Below are 19,489 nucleotides of genomic sequence, written 5' to 3'. Positions count from 1 at the left end.
TAGTTTTAGCTTCATTGGTGAAAGTCAGTCAGGTATACCGGTTTATATGAAACTAGAGAGTGGTAATTGCAATGATATGGTAAAAGTTAACGTATTGTGAGTAGCTTGAAGTTTTCACAATATTGCTATTATTAATATTTTTTATAATAAGAAGGATAAATTATTAATTTTCTGGCGACCGATCAAATTTTTCATCTCGCTCTCACGTCCTAATAAACAATAAGAATAAAAGATTATTCTTATTGTTTATTATTATTAGAGATTAGGAAAATAAATTTACATGTATGTCAGTAATTTTTTTTTACGTTATGGATTAAAATGTTTGTTTAGCACCTTCATCCGTTACGTTTAACAATGCCATCATTTCAAAATTAGCTCTGTCTGGACTACGGGATTTTATGCCTAAATACACCGCTTTATGCATAGGTAACGAAGCTTGCCAATATTCTTCACCGCGATGTGTTGTAATATCAAACGAACGATATAGCGCTTCTGCCAACATAGTACCAAATGAGTCCATTAACGCATTTCCAGATGCCGTTAAAATAGATTGATGAAACTCAACATCAGCTAGTAAGGTTTGCTCAGTGCCATATTCGGCTGCTTCCATCTTATTGTAAGCTTCTTCAATTTTCAACAATTGCTCATCGGAGCCAGATTTAGCGGCAAGCATAGCAGCGCGAGGTTCTATAGCCTGTCTGAATTGAAATAAATCGGCCAGAATTTCATTTCCCATATCGGATTCAAAACACCAATTCAACACGTCAGCATCCAGCATATTCCATTGTTTTTTTATGCTTACTTTTGTCCCGGTTTTTGGTTTTGACTCGATTAAGCCTTTAGCGGATAATAATTTAAATGCTTCACGCAGTGCTGTGCGCGAAATACTAAACTCTTCCATTATTTTAGCTTCTTGAGGTAAGTTAGCACCTTGGCTGTAATGACCGCTAACAATACGCTCGCCTAATGCACTTGCAACTTGACCATACAAACTGCGTTTATTGACATTTCGTTTATTTTCTAGCATTTGGTTGCCCATCTCTTTTATATACTATTATGATAGTATTTTTTTAAGGATAAATAAAATTATTGCTTAATGAGAGACAATTTAGATATCAATTTGTTCATCTATTTACAATAAGCGCGCAATACCGGCCAAAATTGTATAACAATCAGGTTTAAACAAGATTGGAGCTTGGCTTAACATCGCTTGACAACTCAAGCTAATTTTTTATTACTGGCATGCATCATATTTATTGATAAGATCAGGAAAAAGATGATTTATAACACCGTCTAAATGAGTACCAGATTGATAGATAGAATTAATAAGTAACAAATCTGGTTAAATTTAGCACGGCATGTTGTATTGGTTAGCGAATTCAGCTTGTACTTTTTTATATTAGTGAAAGTAATACCAATTCATATAAATAAGTGATCTCTCAGAATGCATCCAGCGGTTTTTGAACAAGGCGTCGGTGTACAGGAATGGTTGTTCCCTTTCAAATACCGATAACGCAGGTCAAAAGCCGCTGGGGCATTCCTTTCAGGCGAGTTTTAAATGCGCTTACTCTGTGTTGCTGGAACTCAAAAGAGCACCACTTTTCTTTCATTTAAGCGCATTTAAACGCTCGCTGAGTGGGCACTTATTATTACGGATTGGTATAAGCAACCTTCAATACATTTAACTTAAAAAATAATCATTTACTATGTTCATACTCTCATGCACATCAATACAAAACATCCCGGCATCATTAGCCGCTTTAATGCCGGCTTGTGCGTCTTCAAACACAATACAATCCTCAGGTGCAGTTTGCATTAATTCAGCACATCTTAAAAAGGTATCAGGTGCAGGTTTTGGATTGTTAACCTGATCAGCCCCTACCACATGATCAATCAATTCAATTAAACCACAAGCTTCTAATACAGATTTTGCCTCTTCGGTATAAGCACCAGTACCAATTGCCATTGGGCGTTTACCTATATTTTTTTTAGCAAATTCAGCTAGTTTGGTGGGTTTTACGTAAGTATGCAACGTTGCTTTAACTATCGATTCTTTATAATCATTCACTTCATCAGCACTAGCAGATAAAGTTATTTTAAAATGTTTAGCTAAAAATATAACGGTTTCTTTAGTGGGTACCCCTGCAAGAGAGCGCATTAAAACGGGGTCTATCGGAATGCCATAATGATTAAGCGTTTGACTCCACGCATTTTCGTGCAACTTACCACTATCAACTAATGTGCCATCCATATCAAAAATAATGGCTTTAAATTTTTCATACATTATTTTACTTCCTCTTCATTTCAGGCATTTTAATTTACCCACACGTAGCACCAACATAAAACCATATTGTATTACAAATAAAACAAACATGCGATCTTATACGGGTTTAAACAAACGGGTGTACAAATGCCGCAATTTTATCATCTTGACAGTTTTCAAAGAAGCATTGTTGGAAGCGTTCTCCGCCGACAGCCGTTTTTATTAATTCCGGATCTAACGACTTTAACCCGTCTAAAAAGCTTTTAGCCGTTGCCAATTTCACTTGATTTAAAATACCGGCATTAGTGACTTGTGATTCTTTGCGTTCAGTTGGATAGCCTTGACCTCTTTCGCCGCCAAATGCTTTTTCAAAAATGTATTTAATGTTGAGTTCAGCCCCCCAACCAAATCCCTTAGCAAAAGGTAATGCGAGAGCATTGCCGTTATTAATTTGTGCAAACAAGAAGGCATCTGATGGGTCAATACAATAACCACATGCTACACCAGGGTAAGCATTTAATGAGATTAATGCTCCCTGCCCAGTTCCACAACCCGATACAACAAAATCTACCGCTTTACTGTTTAATAATAAGCTCGCGATAATGCCTAAATGGATATACGTTAAACGGTGATCATTGTCACCATTCATTCCGACATTAAAAATGTCATGGCCTTGTTCGTGCCCTACTGCTTGTAATTGTTCTAACACAATTGGATTTTTAGCGGCTTGACTAAATTCATTCATCAGTGCGATTTTCATTTTTACGCCTACATCATATATGGGTTAATAAATGTTAAATTGGATCACGATTAATAATTTAACTACATTGGTTTAATTTATTTGTTTTTACTTAAGTTTGAAAAATCATCCACACCGTTGAGAGTACGTTTAACCGGTTTTATGGTGCCATCAGCATTAAAATGCAAATATTCAGCCGCACTATGACGCTGACGTTTACGTGCCTTACATGCTGATTCTGGAGTTGCTAACCAACGATGGTAAAACAAAATCCATTGACCCTTGTATTCTACAATTGAATGGTGATTATTACTCTTATGCTCTTGAGCCATAAATACGCCTTTATATTGCCAAGGGCCGGAGGGCGAAGTAGCCATGTAATAAGCAAGTTCACGATTGTTTTCTGGCATAGTGTAATAATAGTATTGACCACGTTTAAAAACCCATGGCCCTTCCATTTTTGGTTCGTGCCCGCCCATATCCATTTTAATAAAATGGCCTTGGGTGCTTCGCATATCATCCGCCATTTTTATCACGTTGTAATCTTGATCTTTGGCATGAAAATATAGATATGCCTGACCGTCATCATCGATAAATAGAGAAGGGTCATTCGCATAAGGATGACGCCATAATGGGGCTCCTATTTTATCAACAAACGGGCCAGTAGGACTGTTACTTTCTGCGATGCCAATACCCATCCATTTAGTGCTGTTTTTGGGATTAACACGATCTTTATGGCCAGTGCCTGCAGGAAAAACTAAATAGTATTTACCATTTTTGTAGGCCGCATCAGGAGCCCAAGCATAGTTATCGGCCCAAGTTAATTCATCGACTGAAAATATAGCACCATGTGCAGTCCAGTTAACTAAATCGATTGATGAGAATACATGCCAATCTTTCATCCAAAAATCAAGTTGGCATTCTTGATCATGAGACGTATAGATATACATTCTGCCATCTTGCCACACATGGCCAGAGGGGTCTGCCGTTCGAATATGCGCACCCAAATTTAATGGATTAGCCGCAAAGCAATTGTTGATTAAACATAGATTTATCAAAATAAAACCGACAATTAAATGATAGAAACCAAGCATATATTTTTACCTTATTATTTTAACTAAATTGTTATTTCTCTGGTGATAGAAGGCGGATTATATAAGCCATAAATTGTTTTTAAATTGACAATAATCGCGAGAGTTTCTAACGCTATCCCCCCAATTGAAAACACCATAATATTGTTAATTAACCAGCAAAATGAACCCAATAAAAACCCTAAGCGCATTTTTATACCTGTTAAACAAAACATGGCATAAGTGCCTAAACATGAACCTAAAACACTTAACCAATCAAACCACTGCTCAATCCCCCATACAGCATTAATAAAGACAACCAATGCAATAAAAAAATACGCGACATAAACCGAGCTCGTTTTTATCGACGTGTAAGTACGTACTATAGCGATCGCTGTGCATAAAGCGGATGCAATGGCATCTAGTAGAAAATAGTGCAAGGTGTGAACGACATTTAGCGTGAGCATGGCATATTTGAAATACAGGTCATTTTTTTGTAGGTAGCAAATAATTGCGATAATAAAACTGAGTACCCCAAAAAACTGGGCTACGGGGTTATCTATATTCATTAACAATTTATTCCGACAAATATTACCTCCCAACAATATGCCACCGGTGGCATATTAAATCAAATAATACTTTTTATTTATATTTAAAAAATGATAATTTCTACTGATTTCCCTTCATTAACCTGCCACCAGAATAACAAACTAGCTATGCTCGTAAATAGGTTAAATTTGCTAAAAAAGGATCGTTAGTACAATATGAGGTTTATGAGGCATCTGCAGATTATCTTAGAAAAATCACTGCGAGAGTTAAGCAATATATGCCTCAAAATTGAATATAGTCAAAGCGATCGGGTTTTAGGGGCAGGTTTCTCGTTCCAGACGAAACCGAAGTACTTACATCCATGTAAGCAAAGCCGTCAAGCTTCGAGACGCCATGAGCATATGCTTTACTATGTGATTGGGGCCGCCTAAATGGATTTAGGTGTTAGAACGACGCAGGAGCCAAAGTCGAGAGTAAGCGCTGACAATGAACCATAAAACCTGAGCGAGAAGACTATAATTACTCAATCTAATAAAACGTCTATCTGCCCTACTCCACACAAATCAGTCTATATTAACGGCTTCTTGAGCTTTACTAATTGCTCGTTTTAATTCTTTTTCGTCAATAAATTCGTCACTATGCGTGTTTAAAATATATAATCTTACGATCGCCTCTTTCGCTTGCTCAGGCAACTTCTTAAACGCGGCACTTGGATTTTGTTTATTTTGCGCTTTTGCTGCTAATTCAAATATCGCCTGTCGTTCAGCTTCAGTTTTTGAATTTAAGTAGTTTTTAACTGCTTTTTTAGTAAACTCTTGAGTGACTTCCGAAGCAATTTTTTTATAAACGTTTCGCTTTCTTTGTTCTTTTTCTCTTCTGCTCATTTCTTCACGTTGTCGTTTTTCAAGATAATCTTTTTGGATCTGCGCCCAAATAGATTCAAATGCCGTCCTATTGTCATTTAACATTTTAGTAAAATACGAACCCGGATTACTTTTGTGTCCCGCTTTATATTTAATAAAACGTTGACAATTGAACTCAAGATAGTGCAACTCTTCTTCTGACATTTTATTATCAAAATACGCATCATCATTATATTTTGAATTATAATATTCTTGCGCTACGGTAGCTAAACCAAGATCACTTAAATGGGCTCTAACTCTTTTTTCTAAAGCAATTGATTCAACTTTTTCTATTTTACGCTTTCTCGTTAGCGACAGTAAAATTGTGTGAACGGGTCTTCCCCTCACAGCCATAAATACATCAAACTCAACAAAATCGGATTTATTTAGGTTATCAATTGAAGGTTGTAGCACGCGAGATTTGAACTTTTTAAATTCTCCATAGACCCAGACTTTTTCTCCTCCATCACCAATATCATACGTGAGATCTAAATTGGTTCGCATATTGTCTATTGAATATGCAGCGTTCCTAACACCATCCCTCCAATTTCGCATGCAGAGCTCATACATTCTAGGCGTATATTTATCACTCCAAATATTGGTTACACCTAAGTTGAATGTTATTTCATCAAATCCTTTAAAGTTAATTAATTCACGTCGCACAACAGGGTCAATACGAACGTTTAAAAAACCCTCATTTACATTTGCACCAGAAATTAACTGTTGAAAGCCGATGCTATCAACCTCGTCACTCATCCCCCATTCAACTTGAGCTTTTTTTAATGCCTGGATGACTTTCTTTGCATTATTTCGATTGGAGCTTTTCCAACCCATTGTGTCGCAGAAATCTGGCCATGGTATTGAAATTTGTAAAATAGATTCACCCAGCGCAGACTCGATGACTTCATTATCACCATACCTTTCGGTAACATAGTTTTGAAGATGAAATAATAATGCATTAAAACATTTATGTACTGATCCAGTAATTGCACCACGATCAGATCGCATTAATACAACACGGTCTGATTTAGTTATCAACTGAACAATTTTACTATCAGCATCTGTTTCTGGTTCTAAAGGCATAAAAATCATGAGCTATCTAAGGTACCCGAAATATAAACCAAAGGGTACCTTTGGTCAACACGGACAAGACGTTAACAAATGAGTCAAAGTACCCAAAAAAACGCTATAAGTACCTTAATAAACGAGGAAAGTACCTTAATAAACGAGCCTCTACACAAGGTGCCCGTTTTAACGGGTACCTTAGGTCGTTTTTAAAGGTACTTAAATATAGAAAAAGTCGTTTATGAAGGTACCCTAAACGTTTTTAAGTGTACCCAAACCCCGTTTATATGTGTACTTTATAGTTTATTAAGGTACCTTTGACCTTTAACTTATTGTTTTTATTGACCCCATGTTCAGATCGATCAGATCAACTCTTTTAATATTTAATTAAAAGATCTATTGATCTTATTTCATTTATTATTAAAAACTCTAAAAAATGGCTTTTTATACGATTTTTATTCAAAGTGTCCATTTAAACGACTAATTAGCTTGGTATACATTAGCTATTAACACAATTTAAGTACCCAAGAAAACGGTTAATCGAGAAATATAATAAATAAGCAATGATTTTGATACCGTTCTTTAACTAGGTTCCCTCTAAAACGATCAAAAATGGGTTTCAGCTCGTTTTTTGGGGTACCTTATTGAGTTTAAGACTGACCTTTCGTTATTTATTGGCGATAGGTACCCCAAAAAACTAATACCGTTATAAAAATTGCGTTTATTTGGGTACCTTATAAAAGATAATTATTTAGTAATCACTTGCCAGTATTAATCAAGCTGAAGTACGTTTATTTGGGTACCTTCATGTGTATATAATTATAATCAATTGATTTTAAAGCTTTTTATATGATGATAGATGTAAAAAAAACATATTAAAAAATACTTATATAACTTTAGGTACACTTAAAAACGCTCCTGCTTTAAAATAACTCTTTCTTGGTACTACTTTGAAAAATACATTTTCTTACTTCCCTCTTAGGGTTGGCTTACTGCCATAATCGCAAAACCCCTGCGTTTGCACAAAACAACAATAGTAATGCGTATCGATAACTATGTACCTAAAAAACTAAAGCCTGAAAATGACAGTAATCAATCTTGCCTTACACCAGAGCAAACAGCGCAAGTGGTTGCTCATATCACATAAGACACCTATCGGTATGATTATCAAATGACTGCAGATATTTGGACAAAACATAGTGTGAAATTTTCGGTTTAAAGTTTAAAAAAGAGGTTTCAGAAAAGCTGTTTTCGCTATACACAGCCCAAATATTTCCTTGTTAATTCTGTGCGGATAAACAAGCTGAATTTATTAACATTACAAGTTATTGATAAATATATATTATTTATGGGTGATTGGTTAAAACCAGCTACCGTTTGATTAAAAAAGGTCAAAATAAATCGATTTAAATACTGGTCGCCGAACATGTATAAACTTAATTAGCGCTATTAAATTAAATGATGACATGGCTGCGCATCAGGTTAGCCTATATAAAAAAATGTACAGCAAACTATTCAATTTTAATCTGTGTAATTCGTCAACATTATGGAACAAAAAATTCACTTAATTTTAGATGGCGAAGGCATACCACTGAACTAATACGGTCAAGGGTAAAATAACTCAATACGAATCATTATTTACCGTCTTACAGTCCAAATTTAGATCCCATAGAACTGCTTGGGGAAAAAGATTAACGTATAGGTGCGAAATAATATGTATTTCTCAACCGCTAGCGAATTTAGAGGCGCCATGAGCATATGCTCTACTATGTGATTGGGAGCGAGTAAGCGCTGATAATGAACCGTAAAACCTGAGCGAGAAGACTATAAACTCCCAAGATCGGTAGTGATTAGGGAGGTACAATTAATAATAATTTTCAAGTGCGTGTCCTGCAACTTTCCTACAACTTGAAGTGAAACGGGTATATGTTGGCTGTCTTGAGCTAAGTGTATTTATCTATGTGTATCAATTTCATAAAGGATAAAAATCAAGCATCTTTGATGAGTTCTACAATATTATTTTGTAAAAACATGTTGAAAACATGAGATATATTTGTCCTATGAAGGAAAAGTTCAACGTTGAACTTTTATAAATATAAATATTTTACGACCGATAAAATTTTGTTATGTAAGAGCTTTAAGCCAAAATAAAGACATAAATGTTCGGTCTTGAGGGTTTTACTGGATTAATACCATTAGATTATCTAAGTAATTATAAATAGTCTAAAGAGGAGCATTTTTATAAAAAATTTTATTGCCTTTCGCCTCTTTTCTACATCTGATAGGCCATGTTGTCATGCGAAGAATATATTATCTATCCGCTTACGTTTATATGCATAATTCAAGACGCGATCTAGACGTTCTTCGGTCAATGATAGACAGGGTAATAAATTTAAAGCGAGATAAAATGGGTACCATAGGCTCAGTGCGTTCTGTAAAACTCAATCAGAAAAAGGGCGATAAATCAGGCTTTCCCTACAAAAGCAATTCCATATAAATATTATCATCTGATCGATTGGGCTTGTTTATACATTTGATTAAGTACCAGCTTTGTGACACCTACCCTTATTTATAGTCTTCTCGCTCAGGTTTTATGGTTCATTGTCAGCGCTTACTCGCCCCAATCACATAGTAGAGCATATGCTCATGAGGTCTCGAAGCTTGACTGCTTCCCCTAAAACCCGATCGCTTTGACTATATAATCGTATACTCTACTTACTATTATTCTTGTCTATCACCCACTTAATCGCATTTATAACTAAAGCTGGATCATCTTCATGGATGTAGTGGCTACAAGTATCACAAATGATATGTTTCGATATTGGTGATTTTGAAGAAAGATCTTTTTTAAGTTCAACATCCACTATGTTGTGTCTTCTTTGTATATCGTTTTTGGGGTTTTCATAAGTAGTTGCACTTAAAACAACCAAAGGTACTTCTGGAAAACTGTCGATTGCATTCACTTGCGCAAGTGTTTTAGCAAAACCCTTTATCTCTCCCTCAATAGCAGGAGGTAAAATCAAACTCGCCCAATACGGCATTGATGAAGGCGGTTTACAGTAATTCAGTTTTTCGATTATACAACGTTCAGGATACTTGGAAGGGTAAGGATCTACTAAAATTACGCCTGAAACCTCTTCTGGGTAGGTTTTGGTATATAACTCCATGTATGTGCCGCCTAGGGAATGACCAACCAATATATAGGGCGGTGAGAGGTTTGCTTGTTTAAGTAAATTTCTGAGCTCATTAATAATAACTTGCCCACTTCTTTTTACGATATTGCTTTTACTTCCACTAAAGCCGGCTCTGTTATAGGCAAAAGCTTGCGAAACTTTTTCTACTTGATTAATGATAGGTTCCCAAGTAGTCATATCATTACCGAGTCCAGACTCAAAAGTAACTGTTGGTTAAGGCTCCCCTGCTCAGTTTCTATTTTTTGATAATTTAGGTGGCTAATAAATACAGCCATGAATAATAAAATAACGGCAAGTCGTCTTTCTAATGCTGTACCTTGAAAATTTTATAAATATTTTAATTTAGTAGGTCTTATAAGATCGAATATAGTTTAGAGAATTACAAAATATAAATATGTATCAAAAATCGTGTGCGAAAGGCATCGTTAGCATTCTAGCAGAAGACTTAAAATTAAATGAAATCATAGGTTTATTCGTGTCTGTTCGAATGAATCCTGTTTTGTAAAAACATGTTGAAAATATGAAATATATTTACCTTATGAAGGAAAAGTTCAACGTTGAACTTTTATAAAAATAAATATTTTGCGACCGATAAAATTTTGTTATGTAAGCGCCTTAAATCGAACTAAATATAGTCTTCTCGCTCAGGTTTTAGGGGGCATTGTCAGCGCTTACTCGCCCCAATCTAATAGTAGAGCATATGCTCATGGGGTCTCGAAGCTTGCCTGCATGCAGGTAAGGGGCGAGAGTAGGACGCGGTAGCTTTGACGGCTTTGCTTATCATGGATGTAAGTACTTCGGTTTCGTCTGGAACTAGAAACCTGCCCCTAAAAACCGATCGCTTTGACTATACATACTTAATTGTTCGGTCTTGAGATTTAAACTGAATTAATACCATTCGTTTATCTAAGAAATATTAAATAAACTCAAGTTGCTAATTCTTATAAATAGTTGTATTGCCTTCGCCCTCCTCTCCCCTCTTTTCTATATCAAATTAGCCTGTTGTAATGCGAAAAATATATTATCGATCCGTTTACGCTGATATGCATAATTCAAGACGCGACCTTGAAGTTATTCGGTCAATGTTCGACAGGGTGTAAATTCAAAGCGAGATAAAATAGGTGGTGTAAATGAATTAAGAAATCAAATATAAAGTCTAGATTGGAGCGTTGCCAAAAAGCGTAAAATAGGTGACATAGGCTCAGTGCGTGCTGTAAAACTCAGTCAGAAAAAATGCTATAAATCAGCCTACTCTACCAAAAGCAATTTCCTATAAATAGTATCATCTGCTCGATCGGGCTTGTTAAACAATTGGATTAAGTGCCGGCGTCGCGACACCTATTTTTATGTATTAGGTGCTTTTTCGTTGAAAAAGAGCACTTTATCACATGTATCATTAATACAATTGATGAGAAAGTCAATAACAGTGCAACAAGGTATGAAGCAATAACCGAGCTCACACCTACAGCTGTACCAATAATAAGTAACCATTTGGGTGCGTCATTATTTTTAATCCAGAAATATAAAATGACAAAATACATAACCCATGCTGCAATAAATAAAGGCGCCCCCATTGTTTGCGTAATAAGCAAAGTTAAGAAGGAAGGGACTGTGCATAAAACTGCCGCAATAAGACGATATTTCATAAGCACCTAACGAGCCTGTAGAATTACTCGTTTTTATGGTTACTTATAATTGTTAAAACAGTATCTGATTTTGTCAGCTGCTTCAATCTTATTTACAGTATTTTTGAGGGGCTTAATACTGATTGGCTATTTCAGGTGAGTGTGATGTGGGTGGCTGTTTTGATGGGGTTTATCGTAAATAGAGGCTGTTTTACGTTATGATTGAAGTTTACTTCTTAACTTCTCAAAATTATGTACTAAACAATACAGTTGCCACTATGTATTTACTTTATCTTGACCCCACAACGTGAATTTATTCATGCCTATATTAACCGTGACGTTGCCAAAAATTAGCTAAGCACCATGGATGGAGTGAATGTCGATAATGCAGGAGCAATTATCAACCTATTGTGCCAAGTCTTTTACTGTAATATGTCGGCCTGAAGGGATGTCTATTTTTATCTTCATTCTCGCCGTGTGATTTAAATGTGTATTGGCATTTAATTCAAACGGCACTTACTTACCGATTTTTGTGGTGGCTTTCACATGTATTGGGCTTTAAAAGGACACACTCGGTAGTCGGTTGAATAACCTGTAAAGCTGATATGGATTTTATCGCCGGTTTAATACGATTGTTTTGTCTACACTGTAAAAAAATCGTGTGGGCAAGCATCTTTCCCTTTAACTGAAGACTTAAAACTAAATGAAATCATAGATTTAATATTGTTTGTCCCGCATTAGTTACACACGATCCTGCCCTCACCTATTTGCCAGTAGGCCTTACTCTAAGCAAACTTGTTCAGATATCGCAGAGTTGTAATTCATGTTCAATTTTTAAGTGTAAATTTAATGAGTTCATTTAGCTTAATAATTAAATTTAGGTATCTGACATATTTATTAATATTGGAGGACACATAAAGGTTAAAATTATAAAAGTTCAACGTTGAACTTTTTAGCTTAGTCACGATCGGATTATGATTTTAATCACTTTGATCAAATCGAATACCCCCATATAAACCGTCTTAAACATCATCTCTTGCTTGATATTTTACTGTTGAATATAAGTGCTGTGATATCGATAGATAGAAACAGCGAGCTATTTTTAAAATCAAAGAGCGCAACACAGTACTTCATGCGGTCAGAGCTTGGAGCCTCAACATCAATTTTTTAGGGCTGGTCGTCGTTGATGAAAAATGAAATTACAGTTATACCTGAATTACTTAACTTGCTGAGTATTGAAAATAGCATTAAGAGGTAATTATTTGGGTATGCAAGCAAATTTAAAGCTTGGTGACATAAAATACACGAGAAGGATTACGGGTGAAAATTATAAAATCTACGCAAACATTGATAATGGCCATGGAGGGATAAAACGAGAAAATTCGAATGAATATTGTTAAATATTAGATGGTTAAGAAAGGATCAGTGCTTAGGACGGGTTTAAAAATCATGATTGAAATTAAATTTGAAGTCGTTGAAAAATAAACCGGTAAGTTGACTTTAGAAATCTGCGGGTATACCTGCTCGCTTAAATTAGATACAGATCAAGCACTTAATACGTTAGAAGCCATTGGCAAATATAAAAAAGTATTGGGCATGACGCTTACAGAAGGTGAGTGCCGATTTAGAAAAGGAAGTGGAGCTTGAGCGTTTAACGTAATGAGAAAAATAGTGCTGAATCGTTACAAACAAAATAATACAAAATCAGCCAGTAGGGCATGTAAAAAGAAGCTCGCAGGGCTAGACGATAAATATCACTCAATTTTGTTAGGTTCAGGAATTAAATGCGCACGTCAGATCATTTAACCATAGTAGAACTAAATAATTGTCAATTTGGCAGGTATGTAATACTATTTAAATAGTAATATCATAGTTTTAATGTGGGTGTTGGATGTTCATCAGAAAATTTTACATATTTGGAGGTATTTCATTAGCCTCTGCATTGCTTGGTTGTGGTATTAATTTAAGTCAAATTGATGCTTCTAGTGAGCAACCACAAGAGGCAGACACTAAAACCGAAATTATTGATAGTCGATTAATCGATAATGGCGGGAGTGGTCCTTACAAATCAATTGCCGCTAAAGAATCTAGCCTAGTGGATTTTGTCGTATATCGACCAGAGGATTTAGCCGTTGCTAGCCAACAGGAAAACAAGTTACCTATTTTAGTTTTTGCTAATGGCGGCTGTAATAACACGTCTATACCTCATGAGCGAATGCTATCTGAGGTTGCTTCGCAAGGCTATATTGTTGTTGCTTTAGGATCGTTACAGCGAACTTTGTTAGACAGAGAGTTAAATAAAGCGCCAAATGGCATGATGCTAGAAGCGATTAACTGGGTAAATCAAAAAAATAATGAACAAAAGAGCGAGTATTACCAAAAACTTGATCTTGATAATATTGCTATAGGTGGGCAGTCATGCGGTGGTGCCCAAGTTTTAGCCGTGGGTGCAAACAATCGAGTTAAAACTTACATAATGTTTAACTCTGGTATTGGTGACATGATAATGGCTGATGCTAACCGTGAATCTCTTAAAAATCTTCATGGTCCTGTACTGTATATGGTCGGAGGAGAGACCGATGTTGCAACTGCGAATGCTGAATTAGATTATGCGCGAATAAACCATGTTCCTGTGGCATTTTCAAACTTACTGACAGCAGGGCATGGTGGCACATTTGATCAAAAGTTTGGCGGGTCATATGCAGCCATGACATTAAAATGGCTTGATTGGCAGTTGAAAGGAAAAACAGACCAAGCGCAAGTCTTTTTACAAAGTGAGTTATCTCAATTCCCAGGCTGGACTATGAAAGCTAAACAGTTTTAGCTTTTAATCAAAATTATACTTACATGGGTGTCACTGGATTTTTAAATGAAAAAAAATAACATAATCAATAAGCTAGTTGTTGCTTCTCTCATTTCTGTTTGTAGTTTAAATCTTGCTGCAAAAAGCTTAACAACAGTTAGTGTTGAGCAAGGTATCGTTGAAGGCAAAAAAATTGACAATTTAGCGGTATTCAAAGGTATCCCTTTCGCTAAGCCTCCGGTAGGCGATCTTCGCTGGAAAGCACCTTTGCCAGCGGAAAAGTGGCAAGGTGTAAAGCAAGCTTTCACATATTCGCCTTCATGTATTCAGGCGGGAAATCCGCCTTCTCGCATTAGTGAAGATTGCTTATATTTAAATATTTGGACACCTGCACAAACAAGTAATGAGAGAGTACCTGTTTTTGTTTGGATTTACGGTGGGGGGTTCAGTTTTGGTAGCTCTGCCGATCCTATTTTTGACGGTCGCAATCTTGCTAAAAAAGGGGTCATAGTTGTCTCTATTGCATATAGGGTAGGGCAGTTAGGCTTTTTAGCTAATCCAGAATTAAGCAAAGAAAATCCTAATGTTGTTTCTGGTAATTACGGCCTACTTGACCAAATATCAGCGTTAAAATGGGTTAAACAAAATATAGCTTCTTTTGGTGGCGATCCAAATAAAGTTACCATTGCGGGCGAATCCGCTGGTGGTATTTCAGTTAGCATGTTAGCGGCTTCACCTCAGGCTAAAGGATTATTTCATGGTGCTATTTCACAAAGTGGTGGTTCTTTTGGTCCAAGTAGAAAGCGCGGCTACCCAGGCGAAAATATGATTTTATTAAGTCAAGCTGAAGCTGAAGGTGAAAAGTATGTGAAGCAATTTGGTGCTAGCTCGATTGCTGAGTTACGCAAAATGGATGCTGAAACGTTTATCCCTAAAGGCTGGTCTTTACCGGGGGGGTGGCCAATCGTTGATGGTTATGTGATCAAAGACGATCAACATGAACTATATCAAAGAGGTGAGTACAATGATGTACCTGTATTAGTTGGATATAACTCAGATGAAGGCGCAAGTTTTGTGTGGAATAATGATGCTAAGGCCTTCATTGAGGGATTAGAAACTCGCTTTGGCCCATACGCAAATAGTTTACTTAAAGCTTATCCCATGACAGATAAAAAAATCACACGTGCTGGGCGTAACATAATTCGTGATGCTGCTTTTGGTTGGCATAGTTGGAGCTGGGCAAAACTTCAATCCGAAACAGGGAAATCACCCGTTTATTTATATTTCTTTGATCAGCACCCAAACCATCCTAAAGGTTCGGAAAAATATAATTATGGTTCACCTCATGGACAAGATATTGCTTATGTTTTTCAAAATATGGATAGCAATAACCCTGATATTACAAAAGCTGATTTAGCGTTGTCGGATTCAATTTCTAATTATTGGGTCAATTTTATTAAGTTTGGTAACCCTAATGGTAATAAAAATTTAGCAACATGGCCTAAGTATGAGTCTAAATCGCAAAAAGTCATGTACTTTCAGCAAGAACCCAAAGTGGGTCCAGTGCCAGATGCTAAAGCGCTGAACGCACTTGATGAGTACTTTGAGTGGCGTCGAACTGATGAAGGACGACAGTGGGCTAATCAATAAAATAATACAGCTACACCTTGAGTAAAACGGGTGTAGTAATATATTTTGTGATTTTAGTAGAATTATCTCAGCAGTCCGTGCGCCGAGCTGCGGGTTTATTAGTGTCTGTTTCGCATGGTTCCCGCATGAGTTTTAATTTTTAGTGAAATCCGTCAACATCAGAGTAAAAAACACGTTCACTTAATTTTAGATGACGCAGGCATACCACTGAACTAATACGGCTAAGGGTTAAGTAAAATAACACAATACGATTCATTATTTATCGCCTTACCGTCTAAATTTGGATCCCATAGAGCTGCCTTGAAAATGATCAACGAACATGTGCGAAATAATAATTTTTAAGTGCGCAGTCCTGCAGCTTGAAGTGAAACAGGTAAATGTTGGTAATCTTGAACAACATTTGTTTGATTATGTATATCAATTTCATCAAGGATAAAAATCAAGCACCTTTATAGCACTCTACAATGTTATTTTGTAAAAACATGAAATATATTTACCCTATGAAAGAAAAGTTCAACGTTGAACTTTTATCAGAATAAATAATTCGCGACCGATAAAATTTAGATATAAGAGCCTTAAGTTGAAATAAATAATTGTTCGTTCTTGATCAACTATTAGAGCTATTGGAGGATTACCGTCTGTATAGTAAGAGCACTAATGATCCTCAATGTATGCTCTCGCTTTTCTTTTGCTGAAATTTATGACGCCAATCGTGGATTTATGATTCATGAATAATCTAAATCTCTAGCCTTGGCCCAGCACCGATACTTGCAGCCAATCTAACGGCTTCTAGTTTAAATTTAGTCGTATGATTTTTACGTGGTTTCTTTGTTGTCATAAGTATCTCTATGGTTATTGTACTTACTTAGTTTCACAGTGAAGCAAACTTAGCGTTTAGCCACACTGGCTTGGACAGTTATATCGCAGATACGGAGTTTAGAAGTCGAAATCCTTTATTTCAAAAGAGTGAAACATACCAAACAGAAAAAGAAAAACGACGTTCTAAACGACGAGGCGGCAAGCCTAAGTTGTTTACAGCGGCTGCATTTCATTTTGATAATGACAACGGAAGTTGCCATTGTCCAGCCGGTAAAAAGCTGTGGCGACAAAGCAAGCATATTCAAACGGGCGATAAAATCTATGTTAGGTTTACGGGGTATTTAAAAGACTGTCGAGCGTGTCCATTGCAAGCCCAATGTATGCGAAAACCACCGCAAAAAACAGGACGCCAAGTGCAATTTGAATTAAATGCCGATACACAATTAAATCACACAGCGAGAATGAAGATAAAAATAGATAGCGCCGTAGGGCGACGAGAATACAGTAAAAGGTTAGGCACAATAGGTTGATAATTGCTCCTGCATTATCGACATTCACACCATCCATGGTGCTTAATCCATTTTTGGTAACATTACCGTGAATAAAGGTATGAATAAATTCACGTTACGGGGTCAAGAAAAAGTGAATACCCAATGGCAACTGTATTGTTTAGTGCATAATATTGAGAAGTTAAGAAGCAAACTACATTAATAGTGCAAAACTGCCTCTATTTACGGTAAAAACCAGCATAACAGCCACCCAAATCACACTCGCTTGAAATAGCTAACCAGCATAAATACCCTCAAAAAATACGGTAAATAAGATTGAAGCAGCTGACAAACTCAGATACTGTTTAACGCAATTAAAAATAACAATAAAAACGAGTAATTCTACAAGCTCGTTAGGTACCCAAAATACCCTCGTATTCTTTCATCTATAAGGACATAGTGTAATTATGAAAATCGAAAAAATAATACTAGCAAACTTTCGCTCATACAAAGATGAAATTGAAATCGACTTTGATGATCTTAATGTATTTGTCGGTCGAAACGATATTGGTAAATCGACAATATTGGAAGCTTTGGATATTTTCTTTAATGAAAATAAAGGCATCATCAAAATTGATAAAGACGATGTAAATAAGCAAGCTAAAGCGGAAGAGGATACAGACATCAAGATCGGTGTCGTATTCGGTGACTTACCCCCAACTTTAACTATTGATGCAACTAACCCAACTAAGTTAGATGAAGAATATTTACTTAATAAAGATGACAAATTAGAAGTAATAAAAGTGTTTCCAAATGCAGGCAAAGAAAAAATATTTGTTAAAGCTTTCCACCCTACAAATCCAGCATGCGCCAACCTCCATTTAAAAAAACAAGCAGAACTAAAGAAACTATTAACTGACGAAATGGAATGCGCAGACAAAACAAAAAACTCAGAAGTTAGAAAAGCCATTTGGTCACATCACGCTGAAGATCTTCAATTAGATGATATTAATATTGAATTAACTAAAATAGATGCCAAGAATTCATGGGAACAGTTAAAAAGCTATTTACCAATGTATGCTCTATTTCAATCTGATCGTAAGAATAGTGATGGAGATAGTGAAATCCAAAACCCTTTAAAGTTGGCTGTTCAGGAGATTTTAAAAGACCAGCGGCTTATGGATAGTTTAAATGCAGTAGCTGTAGAAGTTGAGGCTAAGTTAAATGAAGTAGCTGGTAAAACCTTAGAAAAACTTAACGAAATGAATCCTGAAATTGCTGACAGCTTAACTCCTGTGATACCTAGTGCAGAATCTTTGAAGTGGGTAGATGTATTTAAAAGTGTGTCAATTACAGGTGACGAAGATATCCCAATTAATAAAAGAGGAAGTGGTGTTAAAAGGCTAGTTTTACTAAACTTTTTCAGAGCTGAAGCTGAAAGAAGAAAAAATGAAAGTAATGTGCCTGACATTATTTATGCTATTGAAGAACCTGAAACGTCTCAGCATCCTAGCCATCAAAGAAAACTCATAGAGGCATTTAAAGAGCTCTCTCAGAGTGAAAACACTCAAGTATTGTTAACAACTCATAGTCCATCAATAGTTAAACTTCTTGATTTTGAACACCTTAAGCTTATTAAGAAAGAACCAATTAAAGAAGTCGTAAGTGTAGAGAGAAGTGAGCTACCTTACCCCTCGCTTAATGAAGTAAACTTTCTAGCCTTTGGTGAATCCAATGATGAATATCACAACGAACTATATGGCTATATTGAAAGCGAACAACTACTCAATGATTATAAAAATGGAAAGCCTACGATCACGTATATCAGAGTGAAGCGCAATGGTGAGCTATTAGAAGAACAAAAAATTGTTAGTGAATATATACGACACCAAATTCACCACCCTGAAAATGTTGAAAATGCACCATATACTGATGAACAGCTACAAAGCTCTATTGGTGCAATGAGAATCTTTGTACAGGAACAGTTGGCGTAAAGGGTACCTAACAACACGCCCTGAGGTGGACAGCAAGCATTAAGTTTTACTTTCTACCGCATATTTTAAGAGCGGTGAACCCTTACTTTTCAAGGCTTCTAGATAGGTTGATTCATCATATGCGGTGCTGGTTTGCCAGCACCGAAACAATATTCTGATCCACTTAAATGCCAACGCTCTGATGATGGTATTATGTGGTTTTCCTTTCGCTGTTTGTTGTTGATAATAAGCTTTAGCCCAAAACGAATATCGCACCGATTGACCTGCCCATTCAACAAATGTTTGCCGTAAAAATGTTGTGCATGAGTATCGCCAATGTATCCACTCT

At 36.2% G+C, this 19,489-nt stretch carries 9 protein-coding genes and 3 pseudogenes; 4 read left to right on the top strand and 8 right to left on the bottom strand.

Annotated features, from left to right (window positions below; translation table 11 throughout):
• Positions 1 to 313: 313 nt before the first annotated feature.
• The 7 genes and pseudogenes from DPX34_RS12085 to DPX34_RS12050 all read right to left on the bottom strand — a co-directional run.
• Complete coding sequence (locus DPX34_RS12085; RefSeq protein WP_198673695.1) at positions 314 to 1,027, bottom strand: FadR/GntR family transcriptional regulator; 714 nt, start codon at positions 1,025 to 1,027, stop codon at positions 314 to 316.
• A gap of 654 nt (positions 1,028 to 1,681) precedes the next feature.
• Complete coding sequence (locus DPX34_RS12075; RefSeq protein WP_111978689.1) at positions 1,682 to 2,284, bottom strand: HAD family hydrolase; 603 nt, start codon at positions 2,282 to 2,284, stop codon at positions 1,682 to 1,684.
• Positions 2,285 to 2,390: 106 nt separating this feature from the next.
• Positions 2,391 to 3,023, bottom strand: coding sequence for an RpiB/LacA/LacB family sugar-phosphate isomerase (locus tag DPX34_RS12070; protein ID WP_111978688.1), 633 nt, complete (start codon positions 3,021 to 3,023; stop codon positions 2,391 to 2,393).
• A gap of 77 nt (positions 3,024 to 3,100) precedes the next feature.
• Positions 3,101 to 4,096: a family 43 glycosylhydrolase gene (locus DPX34_RS12065; protein WP_111978687.1), complete on the bottom strand. Its 996-nt coding sequence runs from the start codon at positions 4,094 to 4,096 to the stop codon at positions 3,101 to 3,103.
• A gap of 23 nt (positions 4,097 to 4,119) precedes the next feature.
• On the bottom strand, positions 4,120 to 4,641 hold the full coding sequence (locus DPX34_RS12060; RefSeq protein WP_111978686.1) for a YgjV family protein: 522 nt from the start codon (positions 4,639 to 4,641) through the stop codon (positions 4,120 to 4,122).
• Positions 4,642 to 5,184: 543 nt separating this feature from the next.
• A complete protein-coding gene (locus tag DPX34_RS12055; RefSeq protein WP_111978685.1) occupies positions 5,185 to 6,615 on the bottom strand; it encodes a replication initiation protein in 1,431 nt (476 codons plus the stop codon).
• 2,684 nt (positions 6,616 to 9,299) lie between these two features.
• Positions 9,300 to 9,983: pseudogene (locus DPX34_RS12050) on the bottom strand (alpha/beta fold hydrolase); the annotation flags it as partial.
• A 3,315-nt stretch (positions 9,984 to 13,298) separates the two neighbouring features.
• On the opposite strand from DPX34_RS12050, the gene DPX34_RS12040 reads away from it, so the two are divergent.
• The 4 genes and pseudogenes from DPX34_RS12040 (at position 13,299) to DPX34_RS12025 (ending at position 19,161) form a co-directional block, all read left to right on the top strand.
• Complete coding sequence (locus DPX34_RS12040; RefSeq protein WP_111978682.1) at positions 13,299 to 14,231, top strand: alpha/beta hydrolase; 933 nt, start codon at positions 13,299 to 13,301, stop codon at positions 14,229 to 14,231.
• 45 nt (positions 14,232 to 14,276) lie between these two features.
• Positions 14,277 to 15,860 carry a carboxylesterase/lipase family protein gene (locus tag DPX34_RS12035; protein WP_111978681.1) on the top strand — a complete coding sequence of 528 codons (1,584 nt, stop codon included), beginning with the start codon at positions 14,277 to 14,279 and terminating at the stop codon, positions 15,858 to 15,860.
• Between the two features lie 869 nt (positions 15,861 to 16,729).
• Positions 16,730 to 17,390, top strand: a pseudogene (locus DPX34_RS22310) (transposase); the annotation flags it as partial.
• A gap of 244 nt (positions 17,391 to 17,634) precedes the next feature.
• Positions 17,635 to 19,161: an ATP-binding protein gene (locus tag DPX34_RS12025; protein WP_111978680.1), complete on the top strand. Its 1,527-nt coding sequence runs from the start codon at positions 17,635 to 17,637 to the stop codon at positions 19,159 to 19,161.
• A gap of 39 nt (positions 19,162 to 19,200) precedes the next feature.
• On the opposite strand, the pseudogene DPX34_RS12020 reads toward DPX34_RS12025, so the two are convergent.
• A pseudogene (locus DPX34_RS12020) lies at positions 19,201 to 19,489 on the bottom strand (IS110 family transposase); the annotation flags it as partial.

The organism is Algibacillus agarilyticus, from assembly GCF_003286125.1.
In the GTDB taxonomy this organism is placed as follows: Bacteria; Pseudomonadota; Gammaproteobacteria; order Enterobacterales; family Alteromonadaceae; genus Algibacillus; species Algibacillus agarilyticus.
This window is presented reverse-complemented; position numbering and strand designations above follow the sequence as displayed.

Bases quoted from the DNA above. Each gene is read 5' to 3' on its own strand.
- DPX34_RS12075 (WP_111978689.1), bottom strand. From the start codon at position 2,284: ATGTATGAAAAATTTAAAGCCATTATTTTTGATATGGATGGCACATTA.
- DPX34_RS12065 (WP_111978687.1), bottom strand. From the start codon at position 4,096: ATGCTTGGTTTCTATCATTTAATTGTCGGTTTTATTTTGATAAATCTA.
- DPX34_RS12070 (WP_111978688.1), bottom strand. From the start codon at position 3,023: ATGAAAATCGCACTGATGAATGAATTTAGTCAAGCCGCTAAAAATCCA.
- DPX34_RS12060 (WP_111978686.1), bottom strand. From the start codon at position 4,641: ATGAATATAGATAACCCCGTAGCCCAGTTTTTTGGGGTACTCAGTTTT.
- DPX34_RS12085 (WP_198673695.1), bottom strand. From the start codon at position 1,027: ATGCTAGAAAATAAACGAAATGTCAATAAACGCAGTTTGTATGGTCAA.
- DPX34_RS12035 (WP_111978681.1), top strand. From the start codon at position 14,277: ATGAAAAAAAATAACATAATCAATAAGCTAGTTGTTGCTTCTCTCATT.
- DPX34_RS12025 (WP_111978680.1), top strand. From the start codon at position 17,635: ATGAAAATCGAAAAAATAATACTAGCAAACTTTCGCTCATACAAAGAT.
- DPX34_RS12055 (WP_111978685.1), bottom strand. From the start codon at position 6,615: ATGATTTTTATGCCTTTAGAACCAGAAACAGATGCTGATAGTAAAATT.
- DPX34_RS12040 (WP_111978682.1), top strand. From the start codon at position 13,299: ATGTTCATCAGAAAATTTTACATATTTGGAGGTATTTCATTAGCCTCT.